Annotated in this window: 15 protein-coding genes; 2 read left to right on the top strand and 13 right to left on the bottom strand. The window is 39.7% G+C overall.

Annotation, left to right across the window (positions count from 1 at the left end):
* Window positions 1–20: 20 nt before the first annotated feature.
* From ACY10D_RS10360 to cgtA, 6 genes are all read right to left on the bottom strand, one after another.
* A complete protein-coding gene (locus tag ACY10D_RS10360) occupies window positions 21–896 on the bottom strand; it encodes an ABC transporter substrate-binding protein (RefSeq protein WP_487000659.1) in 876 nt (291 codons plus the stop codon).
* Window positions 897–906: 10 nt separating this feature from the next.
* A complete protein-coding gene (gene mazF / locus ACY10D_RS10355; RefSeq protein ID WP_487000658.1) occupies window positions 907–1239 on the bottom strand; it encodes an endoribonuclease MazF in 333 nt (110 codons plus the stop codon).
* Window positions 1233–1475 (bottom strand): AbrB/MazE/SpoVT family DNA-binding domain-containing protein, encoded by a 243-nt coding sequence (locus tag ACY10D_RS10350; RefSeq protein ID WP_487000657.1) that lies wholly within the window; start codon window positions 1473–1475, stop codon window positions 1233–1235. The genes mazF and ACY10D_RS10350 overlap by 7 nt, the downstream gene beginning before the upstream one ends.
* A 64-nt stretch (window positions 1476–1539) precedes the next feature.
* Entirely contained in the window at window positions 1540–2919 is a 1380-nt protein-coding gene (fumC, locus tag ACY10D_RS10345) for a class II fumarate hydratase (RefSeq protein WP_487000656.1), read from the bottom strand.
* Window positions 2920–3211: 292 nt separating this feature from the next.
* Complete coding sequence (locus ACY10D_RS10340; RefSeq protein WP_487000655.1) at window positions 3212–4582, bottom strand: LysM peptidoglycan-binding domain-containing protein; 1371 nt, start codon at window positions 4580–4582, stop codon at window positions 3212–3214.
* Window positions 4583–4602: 20 nt separating this feature from the next.
* On the bottom strand, window positions 4603–5628 hold the full coding sequence (gene cgtA, locus ACY10D_RS10335; protein WP_487000654.1) for an Obg family GTPase CgtA: 1026 nt from the start codon (window positions 5626–5628) through the stop codon (window positions 4603–4605).
* Window positions 5629–5942: 314 nt separating this feature from the next.
* Here cgtA and dnaX point away from each other — a divergent pair, with 314 nt between their 5' ends.
* A complete protein-coding gene (gene dnaX / locus ACY10D_RS10330) occupies window positions 5943–7955 on the top strand; it encodes a DNA polymerase III subunit gamma/tau (RefSeq protein WP_487000653.1) in 2013 nt (670 codons plus the stop codon).
* A gap of 50 nt (window positions 7956–8005) precedes the next feature.
* Here dnaX and tsaB read toward each other — a convergent pair whose 3' ends face one another.
* The 5 genes from tsaB to lipA all read right to left on the bottom strand — a co-directional run bounded on the left by tsaB (window position 8006) and on the right by lipA (window position 13512).
* Window positions 8006–8671 (bottom strand): tRNA (adenosine(37)-N6)-threonylcarbamoyltransferase complex dimerization subunit type 1 TsaB, encoded by a 666-nt coding sequence (gene tsaB / locus ACY10D_RS10325; protein WP_487000652.1) that lies wholly within the window; start codon window positions 8669–8671, stop codon window positions 8006–8008.
* Window positions 8671–10518, bottom strand: coding sequence for a glutamine--fructose-6-phosphate transaminase (isomerizing) (gene glmS / locus ACY10D_RS10320; RefSeq protein ID WP_487000651.1), 1848 nt, complete (start codon window positions 10516–10518; stop codon window positions 8671–8673). The genes tsaB and glmS overlap by 1 nt, the downstream gene beginning before the upstream one ends.
* A 91-nt stretch (window positions 10519–10609) precedes the next feature.
* The gene (gene glmU / locus ACY10D_RS10315) at window positions 10610–11977 is read right to left on the bottom strand and encodes a bifunctional UDP-N-acetylglucosamine diphosphorylase/glucosamine-1-phosphate N-acetyltransferase GlmU (protein WP_487000650.1); all 1368 of its coding nucleotides are present in this window, start codon (window positions 11975–11977) and stop codon (window positions 10610–10612) included.
* A gap of 121 nt (window positions 11978–12098) precedes the next feature.
* Window positions 12099–12305 (bottom strand): type II toxin-antitoxin system VapC family toxin, encoded by a 207-nt coding sequence (locus ACY10D_RS10310; RefSeq protein ID WP_487000649.1) that lies wholly within the window; start codon window positions 12303–12305, stop codon window positions 12099–12101.
* Between the two features lie 220 nt (window positions 12306–12525).
* Entirely contained in the window at window positions 12526–13512 is a 987-nt protein-coding gene (gene lipA / locus ACY10D_RS10305) for a lipoyl synthase (RefSeq protein ID WP_487000648.1), read from the bottom strand.
* A gap of 145 nt (window positions 13513–13657) precedes the next feature.
* Here lipA and recN point away from each other — a divergent pair, with 145 nt between their 5' ends.
* Window positions 13658–15316 carry a DNA repair protein RecN gene (gene recN / locus ACY10D_RS10300; RefSeq protein WP_487000647.1) on the top strand — a complete coding sequence of 553 codons (1659 nt, stop codon included), beginning with the start codon at window positions 13658–13660 and terminating at the stop codon, window positions 15314–15316.
* Between the two features lie 104 nt (window positions 15317–15420).
* Here the strand turns inward: recN and nudE are convergent, their stop codons facing one another.
* Together nudE and ACY10D_RS10290 are read right to left on the bottom strand one after the other, a co-directional pair.
* The gene (gene nudE / locus ACY10D_RS10295) at window positions 15421–15975 is read right to left on the bottom strand and encodes an ADP compounds hydrolase NudE (protein ID WP_487000646.1); all 555 of its coding nucleotides are present in this window, start codon (window positions 15973–15975) and stop codon (window positions 15421–15423) included.
* Window positions 15965–16669, bottom strand: a complete 705-nt coding sequence (locus tag ACY10D_RS10290; RefSeq protein ID WP_487000645.1) for a nucleotidyltransferase family protein — start codon at window positions 16667–16669, stop codon at window positions 15965–15967. The genes nudE and ACY10D_RS10290 overlap by 11 nt, the downstream gene beginning before the upstream one ends.
* Window positions 16670–16815: the final 146 nt, after the last annotated feature.

The following is a 16815-nucleotide window of genomic DNA, read 5'->3' as shown; positions in this document are numbered from 1 at the left end:
TTTTCTATAACTTCAGTAAACTAATCTGCGGCGCCTAATATATCACAGATATTTTTGACACCCGTCAATATTTGTGGAGAAAACTGCGAAATTCCATCAGATGACAATTGAAAAACGTGTTTATTTTTTACAGCGAATAAATCTTGCCAACGCTGCCACATCGATGTTTGGTCAATATGCCATTTAGTGATATTCGATAACATGATGATTATACTAGGATTGCGCTCAACAATCGCATTGATATTTGTTTGGAAACTTACGTTATCGATATTTTTAAATACATTCACGCCACCACATTGCATTACAATATCATTTAAAATCCCGCTACCTCCAGCAACAAAAATCGGTTGCATTGCTAATTGCAACAATACGCTTGGTTTATGATGATTAATAATTGATGCTGTAGCCTTGTGTTTAATGATTGCCTGAAGTTGTGTTACAAAACTTTGTTGCAATGCAATTCCTGCATTTTTTAATTGAATACTTACGCCAATATCGGCAAATGACGTTGCTAATGATTTAAGGTCTTCGGCATTAAAAACGGCCACTTTAATGCCAAAGCGCTTGAGCAAAGCAACCACTTGCGGTTGTGTTTGTCCGGCCCATGTAATCACTAAATCAGGCGCCAGACTTATAATCTTCTCAACATTAAGCGCTTGGAATGAACCAATGTTCTGGTAATTTTCATAATATTTAGGCTGTCCGACATAATAAATACTGCCAATAAGTTTGGTATTAACCTGACCCTTAATATTATCTTTTGTTGCTTCTTCAATTACATCGTGAATAATGGCTGTGGTATTGGGTGACAGTGACACCACTGTAAAGACTTTATTAGTATTGGCTGCCGATGATAGTGGCAATAAAACAAAAATAGCAAATAATAAAAAAAGCAAACAACTATCATTAAAACGGTAAAATTGCTTTAATTTTATCGCAAACATCCTCCAACTCAACAACGGAAATTCTCCCTTTAAATTTTGCATTGCGCTGTTGCCAATCTAAACTTTTGATTTGATCTGACAATATCACACTTTCCTTTTCACTGGCAACAGCAACTTCAAATGGATATCCCTTAATTTTGGTTGTCATTGGGCAACAGAGCATTAACCTAGTTTTAGCATTGTATACTTTTGGACTAATCACCAATGCAGGTCGGTGCCCTCTCTGCTCACGTCCCGCTTGTGGATCAAAGTCAAGCCATACAATATCACCGGCATCCGGGACATATCTCACCATTTCTCATCACCTACCTCACGCCCAAAATCAATTTCAGATTGTAGATTTTCCTCTGTAATTTCAGCAAGCAAATCACTTAATATATACTTCTGCTTTTTCACTGGTTCAATAATAATACGCCCCTTATCCTCAGTAATATTGACCTCAGAGTCAACATCTATCGAAATTGATTTCATTAAACTAACAGGTAGCCTAATTGCCGCGCTATTACCCCACTTTTTCACATAAACCTGCATTATCTATCCCCAAGTCATTTAAGGTATCTACATTGTAGATCATAAAAGCAAATAACTCAATAAATCAAATCATCTTATACGGATCAACGACCTCATCAAACGCTTGTTGTGACAAGAATTTCAATGCCTTATTTGCTTCACTTAATGACGTATCATGCTCATCGGCATAATGCGCTAATTGTGATGCCTTATCATAGCCAATGACTGGACTTAATGCGGTTACTAGCATTAAGGAATTGCGCAAATACTCATCGATCTTTTTCTTATTAGGCTTGGTGCCTTCAAGTAAATAACGGCTAAAGTTGAGCATGCTATCAGATAAAATATTAATTGATTGCAAGATATTATAAATCATCATTGGCTTGTAAACATTCATCTCTAAATAGCCGGCACTGCCACCAATGGTTACAGCAACATCCAGTCCAAAAACTTGCGCACATGCCATCGTCATTGCCTCACATTGTGTTGGATTGACTTTGCCTGGCATAATGGATGACCCTGGTTCGTTGGATGGAATCAATAACTCATGAAATCCCGCGCGCGGTCCACAGCTTAAAAGACGAATATCATTAGCAATCTTAAATAATGAGTTTGCCAATACTTTGATCTGTCCCATCAATGCGACCAATGCATCATGCGAGCCTTGTACGGCAAATTTGTTAGGTGCTGACACAAAGGGAAGCCCCGTGATTTTAGCAATATATTTACACGCTTTTTCAGCAAAGCCTTTGGGTGCATTTAAGCCCGTACCCACGGCAGTACCACCAATCGCCAGTTGATAAACATCGATAAGCGCATGCTCTAAACGTACAATATTTTGCGCTAATAGCTCAGCGTAGCCTGAGAATTCTTGTCCTAAGGTTAATGGTACAGCATCTTGCATATGCGTGCGTCCAATCTTAACAACCCTATCCCATTTCTTAACTTTTTTAGTGAGCTCTTTATGCATAAGCTTAGTCGCAGGGATTAATGTCTTCTTGACAGCTACTGCCGCTGAGATATACATCGCCGTTGGAAATGTATCATTCGAGGACTGTGACATATTGACATGATCATTCGGGTGAATAGGTGTTTTGCTGCCAAGTTTGCCGCCAGCAATCTCAATTGCACGATTAGAAATTACTTCATTAACATTCATATTCGATTGCGTGCCACTACCTGTCATCCATACATGTAGCGGAAATTGATCTTCATGTTTACCGTCAATAATCTCATCAGCAACTTGGGTAATCAGTGCTTTTTTATCCTCTGGCAAAATACCTAAATCATAATTCGCCATTGCAGCAGACTTCTTTAAGATGGCAATCGCCTTAATGACTTCATGTGGGATACGTTCCTGCCCAATCGAAAAGTGAACTAAAGAGCGCTCGGTTTGCGCACCCCAGTATTTACTATTATCAACTTCAATCTCGCCTATACTATCGGTTTCTTTGCGTGTATTCATTCACTTGGCTCCTTGTGCTATTGTTTGTTGATTGGGCGTATGCAATACGCCCCTACGTAATGTCTATCATTAAATGTATGCAATATGCTGTATGCAATCGCGCGTAAACAAGTTACATCAATTGTCACCTCTCCCCTTGTGGGATCGCTCGTGCGGCATAAGCTGCACGGGTGAGGGGGCAATTAAAATTCATATGTTCATCGGGCATATGCGATACCCCCTACGTATTGACCATTACCTCTCCCCCAGCGGGAGAGGTCGTGCAGCCTATGCTGCACGGGTGAGGGGGTAATTAAAACACATAAAATTGAGATAATTTCTCAACATTACCATTCTGACGAATCTCAAAACCTAATGCACTGACACCATTAAATTTACCAACCGCACCCAAAAGCTCACCTTGCGTCACATCTTGCGACTCTTTCACACTTATACTACTTAAATTATTATACGCTGAGATATAACCATCTTTGTGACTGACAATCACCATCTGACCATAGCCGCCCATGCCAACACCAGCATATAGCACACTACCTGTGGCTGCGGCATAAACTTCCGTACCTTGCGAGACATCAATCTCTCGTTGTTGATCAATGCCATCTTTATCAAATTTACCGGACTCTTTTAATGGCCACTGCCATGAAATACCGGCAACCGCTTTACCACTTGGTAGTGATGCTTTAGAAGTATTTGGTTTTGTTTTGGTTTTTTCGGCTGTTACAGGTGTTGCCATAGTCGCTACTGGCGCTTTAGCTGCCTTTGTTTCAGTTGCTTTATTCGTTTTATTTGCTTCAACTGTTTCAGTCTTAACTGATTTGGCTTTTGTTACTGACTCATGTGTTACACTTTTGGCTATCTCAGCTTTTGGTTTAGCTGATGAATGTTGTTCAGGTGCAACAACACGCAATTTCTCACCAACATAAATCATACTTGGCTCTTTAATATCATTCCATGCCTGAATATCAGATAAGCTCACGTCATTGGCAACCGCAATCTCAAGCAGCGAGTCACCTGATTGCACGGTATAAAACCCAGTTTTGCTTTTCGCAATATGATGTGTCTCAACACGCACATTATCATCATTTTGCGCTAAATCATGCATATCTAGCTCTTTATCTTGATTAATCACTTTATCTTGCGCTGCAGCCACTGGTGCTGACTGCGCACTTTGGCTTTCTGCTACAGGAGCCGCATTGGGGTCAATAACGGGGATATTACTTGCGTGTTGATTAGGAACATTGGTCGACTCCGATACGGCCGATACTTTAGAACCTGTGCTAATTGAACTAGCAGTCACTGCTCGGCTACTGCCTACTGGCACTAACACTCCACCTTGATAAGTATACATCTGCCCATCACGCCTAATCTTCTCACCTGGCAAAGGGCCAACACGAATCGTTGACCCAGGCGTTAATACATAAGGAGATTTAAGCTTATTCCATAAGATAAGTGTTCTTTCAGTGACATTAAAACGACGGGATATGTCATATAACGAATCACTAACTTGTACCGTGTAATAGGTTTGCTGTGTTGGAATATTGGTTACTGGCGCGCTTTGCTGTTGACCATTAAAGAATTGATTAATTGCACTGCAGCCTGATAATACGAGAACTGCCGTGCTTAATGCGACTATTTTTTTTATTTTTGTTATTTTTTTTATCACATAAGCTCCTTTGATAGGATCTATTTCCAAGAGTCCTTTGACGTTAGCATTGTCATAATTTTTTGCAACATTTTTTCGGTATTCTGCCCACTCATTCCGGAGATAAAGAAGTAAGGCTCATTTTTATCCCAACCAATGCCTTGCAAAATATGCTCACAAATGTCATCAACTTCATCCTGAGGCAATTGATCAATTTTATTCAGTACTAACCAACGTGGTTTTTTATAAAGTGCTTCACTGTACTTTTTAAGCTCATTCTCAACTTTATGATAATTCTCAATTGGATCTGAGCCATCAACTGGTAACACATCGACCATATGCAGTACACACTTTGTACGTGTTAAATGCTTTAAAAACTTCAAGCCCAATCCCGCACCTTCTGCAGCTCCCTCGATAACCCCAGGAATATCGGCAATAACAAAGCTTTCATATTGCCCAACACGAACAACACCTAAATTAGGATACATTGTGGTAAATGGATAATCAGCCACCTTTGGCGTTGCCGCAGAAACTGCGCGAATTAACGTTGATTTACCCGCATTTGGTAATCCTAACAAACCGACATCAGCTAATAGCTTAAGCTCTAAACGAATCTCAAAAGATTCACCTTCTTCACCATAGGTAAATTGTCTTGGTGCTTGATTGGTACTACTTTTGAAGTGAACATTACCAATACCACGTCGTCCACCTTGCGCAAGCTTTAACACATCGCCATCTTTAAGTACTTCACCGACTTTTTGATTGGTGGTTGCCTCATAAGCAATCGTGCCAACGGGAACGATAAGGTATAAATCCTCACCTTTTTTACCGGCACACTTCTTGCCTTCACCAGGTTTGCCACTTTGTGCTTGGTAATTGCGCTGATAACGATAGTCAATCAGTGTGTTAACATTCTCATCTGCCAACATAAACACACTGCCACCATGCCCACCATCACCGCCATCAGGTCCACCTTTAGGAACATATTTCTCACGACGAAAACTCACACAACCATTGCCACCCTTACCCGCATGTACGGTAATTACGGCCTCATCTACGAACTTCACAGTAACCCTTTTATTATCTTTACTATTTACACCGTCTATAATCCAAGAATTTTATAAAAATGTACAGCATAAATACCGCTCGCAAATCATTTTGCAGTGCTCAATGGCGAAGAAGTTTTTGATGCTTTTGAGTGATTGTATTGCAGGTAATAGCTAGGACTATTGGCAAAATAGAATCACTCAAAAGTGCAGGAAATTCAATGGAAATGATATTGTAAAATGGTTTGCGAGCGGTATAAAACTAACAAACGCACTGTGCATTAGGCAAGGTTATCGTTATACTAGTTAGCAATTTGAGTTAGCAAAGTGCATACATGTCTTATCAAGTTTTAGCCCGCAAATATCGCCCTAAAAACTTCTCCGAAGTTGTTGGTCAACAACACGTCTTAAATAGCTTAATCCATGCCTTGGATCAAAATCGCTTACATCACGCTTATCTTTTCACAGGAACGCGCGGTGTTGGTAAAACCTCATTAGCACGCCTTCTGGCAAAGTCGGTGAATTGCTTAAATGGTGTATCCTCTCACCCGTGTGGTCAATGCGAGCACTGTGTTGCGATTGAGCAAGGTCGTTTTGTTGATTTAATTGAGATCGATGCTGCTTCACGCACTAAAGTTGAAGATACTCGCGATATTCTTGATAACGTCCAGTACATGCCAAGCCAAGGTAAATATAAGATTTATCTGATTGATGAAGTGCATATGTTATCGCAACACAGCTTTAATGCATTACTTAAGACCCTTGAAGAGCCACCAGAGCACGTTAAGTTTCTATTAGCAACAACTGATCCACATAAACTACCCATCACGATTTTATCGCGCTGTTTGCAGTTTAACTTAAAGCACTTAAGTGAAACACAAATTGAGCAAAAACTCGTTGAAATCCTCGAGCTTGAAGCGATTACTTTTGAGCAAAATGCATTAAAAATTATTGCTCACGCTTCTGATGGCAGTATGCGCGATGCACTGAGTTTAACAGATCAATCGATTGCTTATAGCAAAGGTGAGATTTTAACACATGCTGTGCAAACGATGCTTGGTATTGTTGATAAGGAGATGATTGATAAATTGGTGATTGCATTATTAGAAGAAGATACTAACGCCATTATTAACTTTTCAGATGACATTATTCTGGCGGGAAAATCACCGCAATCGGTATTAAACGCTCTGGCAGAATGTTTTTATTACGCAAGTCTTATTGGTTTTAGCTATCAAGGCTTATCAAGCATTCCATGCTCAGATGAAATTCTTAAAACCATATCAGAACATTACACTAAAGATACATTGCAGCTTTATTACCAGCTAACAATCAAAGCCAAAGAAGATCTTCATTTAGCACCAAACGCCCAATGTGGCTTAGGCATGGCATTATTACGCTTGTGTGCTTTTTCACTGGATTTGCTGCCTGTATCACAAGCGACAAACAAAACAACACCACTGACAAATACAAAGACAGCGCCAAGCTTAAGCAAAAAACCTGATCTAAGTGCACTTAAAAAAGCACTTTCAGTGCCAAGTGAATCTCATTCTATTAGCCAAGCACATAAACCTGCTATTATTGCACCTGTTGCGGATAAAGCTATCACACCAAACCTTGTGACAGAAGACAAAACGCTTAATAAACCAATCAAGCCAATGGTTGCCGAAGAGCCTAAATCTGACAGCAAGCATATGACGATCGAAAAAGCCGAAAAAGCTAAAACAATTGTAGATAATAATATAATCACCGCACCAAAGGCTGATGCGATTATTGAGGATACTAATTCCACAATCGACAATAGTAAAAATAGCAAAATTGATTGGTACCACCTAAGCCAAAGCCTTGGACTTAAAGGAACAACACTACAAATTGTCTTAAACTCAAGCTTGCTTGATAACAGTGGTAATATCTATACTTTACAAACTTCTGATTCGGTCAAAGCGCTCATTACAACGAATGCGATTAAGAAAATTGAAGATGCCTTGAGTCTTAAACAAGGACGTAATATTAAGGTTGCTTTTAGCCATTTAAATCAAGCACAAGCATCGGCTAAAACAAATACTAACGTCACATTAGCATCAGCTGCTGAGCAAATGACCAAGCAATCAACAACAAATACTACTATAGCAGCTACCGCTATATCACCAATTAATAATCATACTAGTGAAGCACCAACGCCTCCTGTGGCGACAAAAGTAACACAAGTGACCCCAGCTCAAGTAATTCAGCAACAAAAGGCACAAAAAATCGATGAAATTTATACCTCATTAAAGGCAGCCCCTGAGATTCAAAACCTTGAACAATTAGGCTTTCAATTTAATAAAAGCAATATCAAGCTAAAAGGTTAATTACCTAACAAAGCATCTAACTGTGTCTGATTTAATTGCCCTTCCTGAGGTTACAACTTTCTCCATTGCGACGTACCCTGAAGATATACGGGCTGAACGATAGCTTGAGATTGGCGTTCAACTTTAGAATGTTGATAATTGTACAGAATTACTTCTTGCAGCAAACTGACATCTGGACAGAAATCAATGGCATTAAGCTCGATATCCACACCATTGATCACATCACCAATAACAAATCCTAAGTTTTGCTCTTCAATCGCCTGATTAAATGCAGCAATTTTAAGGCATTTTTCTTGAGTGATTTTCAGAATTTGCGAATCTTTATCCCAGATATATTGCCCAAAATAAACATCTGACATACGCGCATCAAGCGTGACAGTTATACGCTCAGCCTTATAGCGATGATAAGCACTCATTGCAATTGCCTGCATTGATGAAAAACCAACGACGGGACAGTCTAGTGTTAATGCCATTGCTTGAATGGCCGCTGCAGCTAAACGTACACCAACAAAGCTGCCAGGTCCCACGCCATAGGCAAGTAAATTAATCTCTCTTTTGTGTATACCTGATTGTATGACTAGCTCATCAATCATTGGTAAAAGCTGTTCATTATGCTTACGCGGAATATGACGTGTGATGCTAAAGCACTGTTTGTCTTCTGTAAAAAGCGCTATCGAACAATAAGCACTTGAGGTGTCAATTGCCAGAATATTCATTATTCAACCGTTACTGATTTTGCTAAATTGCGCGGCTGATCAACATCCGTGCCTTTTTGCACTGCCACGTGATAAGAGAAAAGCTGCAGTGGAATGGTGAAAATAATCGGTGAGATAACCTCTGGCACGCTCTCAATAATAAAAGTGTGCTTAGAATCAATATGTAGTGACTGACTAATCGCATGATCAACAAACACATAGAGCTTGCCACCTCGCGCTTGCACTTCTTGCAAATTACTCTCAAGTTTCTCAAGCAACGTGTCATTAGGTGCAACCGCGACAATTGGCATATCTTTATCAACCAAAGCTAACGGACCATGCTTAAGCTCACCTGCGGGATAGGCTTCAGCATGAATATAAGAGATCTCCTTGAGTTTAAGTGCGCCTTCTAATGCCACTGGATATTGCACACCACGACCTAAAAACAATGTATGATGTTTCTCAACAAAGTCATAAGAAAGCTGCTCAATCTCGGCATCTAAAGCCAAGACATTTTTGGCAATTTCAGGTGCTTTTTTGAGTGATGACAATATATTTCTTTCAAGTTCTAAGCTTAATACTTTTCGTGACTTACCCAAGGCAACTGCAAGAAGCAGAAAACCAACTAACTGTGTGGTAAATGCCTTGGTTGAGGCGACCCCCATTTCAAGACCTGCTTGCGTCATAAACACCAAATCGGCTTCACGCACCATTGAGCTATTAGGCATATTACAAATACTTAATGTCTTCATAAACCCAAGCACTTTGGCTTGGCGCAATGCTGCCAAGGTATCTGCGGTTTCCCCTGATTGCGACACGGTGATAAATAAGCTATTTTTGGGCACCACACTCTGGCGATAACGAAACTCGCTGGCAATCTCAACATCAACAGGAATTTGTGCGTATTCCTCTATCCAGTATTTAGCAACTAATCCGGCGTGGAAGCTTGTGCCACAAGCAACAATTTTAACATGCTCAACATCAACAAAAAGTGTTTTGGCTTCCAAACCAAACTTCTCAATAATAATCTCATTATCAACACTAATACAATTAGCAAATGTATCGGCAATCACTTGCGGCTGTTCAAAGATTTCTTTTTGCATATAATGTTTATATTTGCCTTTAGCGGCAGCATCTTGGGCTTGATCTAGCTCTTTAATATCTAAGACTTTTTTAATCCCTGCTTGATCGTACGCTTCTACTTTGTCACGTGTGACAAGTGCCATATCACCCTCATCAAGATAAGCAAAACGATTGGTAACAGGCAATAATGACAAGGTATCAGAAGAAATAAAATTCTCACCAATACCAAAACCTATCACAATGGGGGAGCCTGAACGCACAACAACGATACTGTGCGGATGATCTTCATGCATAACCGCCAGACCATATGCACCTTTAAGCTTTTTAATGACTGCTTGCACATTACTAACAAAGTCATGTTTAGTATTCCAATCGTGTTCCAGCAAATGCGCGATCACTTCAGTATCTGTTTGTGATTGAAATGAAACACCCTCTGCAATGAGCTGCTCTTTGAGTGGCATATAGTTTTCAATAATACCATTATGCACAATCGCAATTTTGCCTGACTGACTGACATGGGGATGGGCGTTTTGCTCTGATGGCTCACCATGCGTTGCCCAGCGAGTATGCGCAATACCAGTAGACCCTTTAAAGCCATTGTCTTTAGCTACTTTCTCTGCAAGCATCTGCACCTTACCTAAAGCACGCAAACGCTCAATCTTGCCTTTATCATCTAACAATGCCACACCAGCAGAGTCATATCCACGATATTCAAGGCGCTTTAGCCCCTCAAGTAAAATCGCCAATACATTGCGCTCTGAAACCGCGCCAACAATACCACACATAATTTTCTCGCTTTTTGTTTATTGGGCGTATGCAATACGCCCCTACTGTTCTTTGTTTTTTGGGCATATACAATATGCCCCTACGTTATACTTACTGCTTTTTAACAGGGCGCTGCCAACCTGGGACAACTGTTTGCTTATTCATTCGATTAATCGTAAGTTTGCCTTCTGGCACATCTTTGGTAATCGTTGACCCCGCAGCAATATTAGCCCCATCGCCAATATTTACAGGTGCAATTAACTGACAATCAGAACCCACAAATACGTCATTGCCAATCATCGTTTGGTGCTTATTAGCCCCATCATAATTGCAAGTAATAACACCGGCACCAATATTGCAGTTATACCCTACCGTACTATCACCAATATATGTTAAATGATTGGCTTTACTACCCTTGCCAATCGTTGACTTTTTAATCTCAACAAAATTACCAATATGCGCTCCCTCATCCAATATACTTCCAGGACGAATACGCGCAAAAGGCCCAACAACAGCATCGGTTTTAATATCGGCACCGTCGATAATCGTATTGGGTTTTATTTTAACGTTATCACCGATCACACAGTCTTTTAAGATACAATTAGCACCGATCACACAGTCTTCACCAATAACAACATTACCTTTGATTAATACATTAATATCCACCCATGTATCCGCCCCAATCTCAACAGAGCCCCTAACATCAAATCGGTTAGGATCAGCTAAAGAAACACCTTTTGCCATCACACGCTCAGCTACCGCTTTTTGCCACATTCTTTCAAGATCTGCCAATTGCGCACGGGTATTAACGCCTAAAATCTCAAAGTTATGTGCTGGATGTGCGGCACGAATATTAACTTTATCGCGACAAGCAAAGGCAACAATATCGGTTAGATAATACTCTTTCTGTTTATTGTTATTTTCAATGGCTGGCAACCATTGATGTAGGTGATTACCACTAACACAATAAATACCCGTATTAATTTCTTTAATCTGGCGTTGAATATCTGAGGCATCCTTCTCTTCCACAATCGACTCAATTTCACCGAAGCGATTACGTAAAATCCGTCCAAGTCCTTGGGGATTATCAAGCTCGGCGGTCAAAATACCTAAGTCATCGGCACGTGTTACCTCAATTAAATGATTCAAGGTATCAAAAGACACTAAAGGCACATCACCATAGAGTATCAAGACTTTATCTTCTTTATCAATATAAGGTAACGCTTGTAAAACAGCATGTCCTGTACCTAAGCGGTCAGTTTGCTCAACCCATGTGATTGCTTTATCTTCCAAAGAGGATTGCACCTGCTGCCCAAGATGCCCTTGTACCACAATAATATTATCTGCTTGCAGTGATTCCACTGTTTCAACAACATGTCGTATTAAGGTTTTTCCCGCTAATGTTTGTAACACTTTGGATTTTTTAGAACACATGCGTGAACCTTGACCTGCGGCCAAGATCACTACTGATAATGCCATTTTTCCTCCTTATAAATATCTTCTTTTGCTTTTTTACTATTTGCAAAACTGCTGCGCATTATATAACAGCATTAAAAGGTTTTATAGGCTTCTTACATGATATTCTAAAACTCTTTTAACCTTATACTTTCTTGATCATTGCTCGGTTGTACTGACAGACGGACTCATCGGCAGTCATTAGTATAATTCCTTCTACCATCGATTGAGCAATTAAAATACGATCAAATGGATCTTTATGAATCATTGGCAGCGTATTTACTTCAACGACATGTTCACTCAGAATAGGTAGCTCACTATAACCATTGTCTATTAACGCACGTCTTAGCAAACGAGCATCGACTTGGAAATCATATGGTAAAATTACAAATCTAAATATAGGCTAAGACTAAATATTCGCCTACAAGTGCTCACCGTACCCTGAGCACAAGTCGAAGCGGTGCACTGAGCATCAGTCGAAGTGGGTAAACTTAGGAAGATTACACTTTACAGAGGCTTCGACTTACGCTCAGCCAACGTTTACGCAATCAAAATGGGTGGGAATATTATGGTCATAGTCCTAAATTATTACGTTTAAAAACGCGATCAGCGCGATAACTTGAGCGCACCATAGGCCCTGATGCAACTTCAAGAAATCCTTTTTCCAAACCAATTTGACGATAATCCTCAAATTCTTTGGGTGTAACAAAACGATCAATCGCTAAATGATGTTTTGTTGGCTGCATATATTGCCCTAGAGTCAAAACATCAACCTTGGCAGCACGCAAATCATCCATTGTTTTGAGCACTTCGTCATGCGTCTCACCTAAGCCTAGCATTAAACTTGTTTTGGTTAAAATCTGAGGTTTTTGTGATTTAACATATTCAAGCACGTTAATCGTTTGCCAATAGCCAGCACGCGGGTCACGTACCTTAGTTGTCAAGCGCTCAATCGTTTCAACATTTTGCGCAAAGACATCCACCTCTGTCGCGATAAGTTTATCAATCGCCTTTGTATCTCCTTGAAAATCCGGTGTTAGGGCTTCGACTTTAATCTCAGGAATAAGTGCTTTTATTTCATTAATGGTTTGCGCGTAATGCGCCGCCCCTCCATCTGATAGATCATCGCGATCTACCGAGGTTAACACCACATATTGAAGCCCCATCAGTTTAACACTTTCAGCGGCATTCTTGGGTTCATTAATATCTAGCCAACCTTTCGGATTCCCCGTATCAACCGAGCAAAACTTACACGCTCTTGTGCAGACACTTCCCATCAACATAATGGTTGCTGTACCATGTGACCAACATTCATTGATGTTAGGACATTTTGCCTCTTCGCACACTGTAGATAACTTATGCTTTTTAGTTAATGACTTCACCTGCAGATATGTCTTCGTTGAATCTTGCTTTGCTACCTTTAACCAATCAGGCTTTTGAATACGGATCTCATTGATTTTCTTGTCTTTAATGCCATCTTTGACTGCAGAAAATCCTTGATCCGTTTGGTATTTTTTACCACTTTCAACTTTTACTGGAATGTCGATTAACTTGCTCATATGAGTTATTTTGAATACTTTAAGCGCTTAAAACTTAAGACGCATCATGACAAAAAAAGACGCTTAAGACAATGTTATTTTAAAAGCTTTTTAGAGCTAGATATGCTACATTTTCACCATACTTTGTCTTAAGACTATTAATATAATGCTAAATTTCCTTGGAATCAAAAACTTTGCCATTATCAAAAATTCTGAAATCCATTTCAAATCGGGTATGACCACAATTACAGGCGAAACCGGTGCTGGAAAATCTATTTTATTAGATGCCCTTAATATCGTTCTTGGTGCTCGTGTTGATAAGTCAGCATTAACTAATGATCAGCCGTGTGAAATCTCTGCTATTTTTGATATCAGTAAGATTCCTAATGCCAAAACGTTATTAAAAAGCTTCGAGCTAACCGACGACAATGAATGCTTATTACGTCGCGTGATTCAAAAAGATGGCAAAACACGCGCATTTATCAACGGCAGTTTAGTGACCTTGACACAGCTTAAACAATTAAGTGAGCAGTTAATTAGCATCTATGGTCAGAACGCTCATCACAGTTTATTAGATCCTACCAATCAATTAATGCGTCTTGATACTTATGCTGGTTTAAGTGAAGACGTAGATGAAATTAGCACAATTTTTAAAAAGTTATCTGAGATCAATTCACTCATTAGCGAAGAGCAAGAACGTATTGAAAAAGACAAAACAGCTTTAGCATTAATGCAATATCAATATGATGAACTGGTTCAATTAAATCTTGGTGCGGATGAACTAAGTGACCTAGATCAAGAACACAAATCACTGGCAAATGCCGAAGCACAAATTCATACCATCGCCCAAGTTGTTGAATGCGTCAATGATAATGAGCAAAGCCTATTAGGCATGCTTGACAACCTAACACATAAACTAAGTGCATATAGCGACAATTCAGCGTTTAAAAACATATATAACCTACTAACAGAGTCTACAGTCTACTTAAAAGAAGCTGAACATGAGGCAAGACAGCTTTTAGATCACTTAGAGATTAACCCTGAAAAATTACAACAGATTGATCAGCGACTTAATGAGATCTATCAGCTAGCGCGTAAACACAAGGTTGACCCTAAACAGCTTTATCTGCACATTTCTGAGCTTGAGCAAAAGATTAATGCGCATGCGCAAAATGAGCAAAAACTTCTGCAATTAACTAAGGATAAGTCAGTTTTAGAAGAAACGTATTTAAGCAAAGCCAAGACGTTAAGCAATAAACGTCAAGCGGCAAGCAAAGTATTCGCCAGTGAAATTGAACAATATATTCGTCAACTAAATATTCCAAAGGGTGAGTTTTACGCACGTATTACTCAAGGTCAAACAAAGCATGTCAATGGCATTGATCACTGCGATTTTTTAATTAACTTTAACCCAGGACAACAACCCGCCTCCATTGATAAAATCGCCTCAGGCGGTGAATTAAGTCGAATTGGACTTGCGATACATGTTGTTTCATCGAAAAAAATCGCCCCGCCAACCATTATCTTTGATGAGGTTGATGTCGGCATTAGTGGCGGCACAGCTGAGATTGTGGGTAAGCTCCTTAAGCAAGTCGCTAAAAACGCGCAAATCCTTTGTATTACCCATCAAGCACAAGTTTCTATTCAAGGTGACCAGCAATTACATATCAGCAAAAAGCATCTTGAACATGATACGATTTCAGAAGTGCTAGAGCTTAATAAAGAAGAGCGTATCAATGAAACGGCACGCATCATTGGTGGCGTTGATATTACCAATAAAACACTGCAACATGCCAAAGAAATGTACGAACTCTATCACAAGTAGTTAAACTTCAATTATCTCTCACCCGCGCAGCTCATGCTACACAAGCTCTCCCACGAGCGGCAAGGTAAGCATTAGGTAACTTATTGCTTCATTTTTATTAGCAATTATTTTCCTAGCCATTTTTTCCAGACAAATAATAAAGCGGCAAAGCTGCGACATTCGATAAACTGCGGATGCATGATGAGTGCATCAATATCTGATAATTTCCATGGCACAACTTCTAAATCTTCTGGTTCATCACCTTGAGCAGTTTTGACTGAAAGGCCTTCAGCGACGACTAATGAAATATGCTGCTTCATATAATTAGGCGACAAATAAACATCTTTAAGATACGTATAATGCTTTGCAGTAAACCCTGCTTCTTCCATCAACTCTCTATCTGCTGCTTGATAGAGATCTTCCCCTTGATCAATCGCACCTTTTGGAAAACCTAAAGTGTAATCCTCAACACCCGATGAATACTCTTTAATAAGCAAAATGGTATCATCATCAAGCATCGGCACAATGAGTACAGCAGTATGTCCATCACTTTTTGGTGCAATACGTTCATAAGTACGTGTATTACCATTACTAAAGGTTAAATCAAGTGCTTCAACTTTGAATAAGCGTGATGCAAATAACTCTTTTTTACTATTAATAACCGGTTTATTAGTAGCCATTACTGACCTCCTGCCAACGTTCAGGCGTGCCAACATCACACCAATTGGCATGATAAACCTCACCACTTATTGCTTTTTGCTCAATGAAAGACTGCCAAATGCTTGGCAGGGAAACCTTCTCTCCAACATAAACATTGGCAAACAGTGACTTCCGGCACACACTAATGCCTGTATAAGTATAACTTTGCCCTATTTTATTAGTTTTATCGGCAATATTGCTTTGACCATCCAAACAAAAATCACCCTTTAGATTATGTTTAGGGTTAGGCACTAGGATTAAATGCGCTAATGATTTCATGGTTTGGCTATAGTGGATAAGATGCGAGAAATCATAATCGGTCATTACATCAGCGTTAACCACAATAAAGGGGTCGCTAAGCCATGGTAGCGCTCGAGCAATGCCACCTCCGGTATCATAGGCATCTAGAGGCTCATATAGGTAGCAAATAGTTATCCCCCAAGACTCGCCAAAACCAACTTCATCGACAATTAACTCGGCTAAATAGGCAATATTAATCACAATATTGGTTATCCCTGCATTAACAAGTCGCTCTATTTGCCATTCAATCAATGACTTGCCATTGATTTTAATCAGTGGCTTTGGTGTGTGATTGGTCATATCACCCATTCTGCGTCCACGCCCTGCCGCCAGTATCATTCCACTAACATCTTGCTTCATCTTTTGTGATCTCATTCCATTTATCATTTTTATCATTGATAACTTTTTCTCATTCTCATTATTAATTGGAGTTACGCATTTTTTCTATTTCAACACCCCGCCTCGCAAGCTCGGCACCCCTCTTGCAAAGCATAGGTTTATAGGGATCTTTTCTATTCATT

The sequence above is a fragment of the Cysteiniphilum sp. genome, from assembly GCF_057495195.1.
The sequence above is the reverse complement of the archived record's forward strand: the minus strand, read 5'-3'. Positions and strand labels throughout refer to the sequence as shown.